The 1603-nt window shown below is 71.0% G+C and carries 2 protein-coding genes; both read left to right on the forward strand.

What is annotated here, in order from left to right:
- Positions 1 to 60 precede the first annotated feature (60 nt).
- Positions 61 to 516 (forward strand): sulfite exporter TauE/SafE family protein, encoded by a 456-nt coding sequence (locus GJV64_RS14200; RefSeq protein WP_235927775.1) that lies wholly within the window; start codon positions 61 to 63, stop codon positions 514 to 516.
- Positions 517 to 641: 125 nt separating this feature from the next.
- Positions 642 to 1603, forward strand: a 962-nt coding sequence (locus GJV64_RS14205; protein ID WP_328799200.1) for a DUF6600 domain-containing protein, incomplete at its 3' end; no start/stop codon positions are given.

Below are 1603 nucleotides of genomic sequence, written 5' to 3' on the forward strand. Positions count from 1 at the left end.
TCCCCTGTTGAACGGGCGCCACACCTGCCGGCTTTGGCGCGGCTTGCCAAGGTGGCGCACTTGCTTTTTGCGCTGCGAAGGGCCATGGGGCTGGCCATGCTGCGACCGGTGCGCAACGAAGGCGACCCGGCGGTGCGGCTGGACATGGCGATGACGGTGAAACTGGTGCCGGCCGGGCTGGGCGTGGGATTGGCGGCCGGCTTCTTCGGGATCGGGGGCGGCTTCCTGATCGTGCCCGGCCTGATGGCGGCCACCGGCATGACGTTGGCCAATGCCGCGGCCTCCTCCCTCCTGTCGGTGCTGGTGTTCGGCGTTGCCACGGCTGGCACCTACGCGGTGGCCGGGCGGGTGGATGGCCCGGCGCTCATCGCCATGATCGCCGGCGGCGCCGTCGGCGTGGCGCTGGCCCGCCCGCTGGCGCCGCGGTTGGCCGCGCGCGCCGCCCTCGCACGCCGGTTGTTTGCCGCAATGGTCATCCTCACTGCCCTCTATGTCGCCTGGAGGGCGCTGGGCTGACGCCTGCCCAGCCAGCGCTGCAACGAAACTGCAACGTTCATGCTGGCGACAGCGGTCCTGTGTGACCCTATCACCCTCTCTTGCGCAAAGGCCCAGCGCCCATGCTCCGCTTGCCCATGCTCCGCTTGCCCACTCTGCTTCTGGCGCCTCTGGCCCTCGCGCTGACGGCCTGTGCCACGCCCTCCTATGTCTCCGGCCGGGCGCCGGACTATGCCGATGGCTACCAGCCGGTGATGGGCGGCTATGCCACGAGCTGGCCGGACCAGCCGGGTGCCCTGTGGGGGCCTGAGGATGTGCCCGATATCGATGTCTTCTATGAGCCGCTCGGCGCGCATGGTCGCTGGGTCGACTCGCGTTGGGGCCGGGCCTTCGTGCCGGCGGCGGCGGCCGGCTGGCGCCCCTATCGGAACGGCCGCTGGCTAGAGAACCGCTTCTGGCTGTCGGCCGATCCTTGGGGCTGGGCCACCGATCATTATGGCCGCTGGGGCTTTGATGATCAGATCGGCTGGCTGTGGGTGCCCGGCACCACATGGGGCCCAAGCTGGGTGGCATGGCGCGAGGCCGACGAGGTGGTGGGCTGGGCGCCGATCCCGCCGCAGGTGCAATGGAACGTGGGTCTGGGGTTCGGTTCGGGCTGGGGCTATGACAACTGGAACAGCTGGTACGGCCCGTCGTGGTTGTGGGTGCCGCGGGCCAGCCTGTTCAGCATCGGCTTTGGCAACCGCCTGCTGCCATGGAATTATGGTGCCACCTGGTGGGGCCGCAGCCGCTGGCAGCACAGCCCCTATTGGGGCTGGAACAGCGGCTGGGACCGGGGCTGGGGCTGGCAGGCGCCGGCCTGGGCGTGGAACGGTTGGGCTGGCCGCTACCCGGGCTGGAGCAACTGGGGCTGGAACCGCCCGTCCTGGCACCGCCCCGGCTGGAATGGCTATGGCGACCGTCCGGGCTGGAATGGCAACTGGAATCGCGGCCCGCAGCGCGGCGCGCCGGGCAGCGTGGGGGATCGCATCGGCCGCGATCTCGCCGGCCAGCCCGCCGTGCCGCCTGCCGGCTGGCAGGGTGACCGGCGCCGTGACGGCAGCGGGCT

Origin of the sequence: Sandarakinorhabdus rubra (assembly GCF_010994245.1) — a bacterium.
Lineage (GTDB): Bacteria > Pseudomonadota > Alphaproteobacteria > Sphingomonadales > Sphingomonadaceae > Sandarakinorhabdus > Sandarakinorhabdus rubra.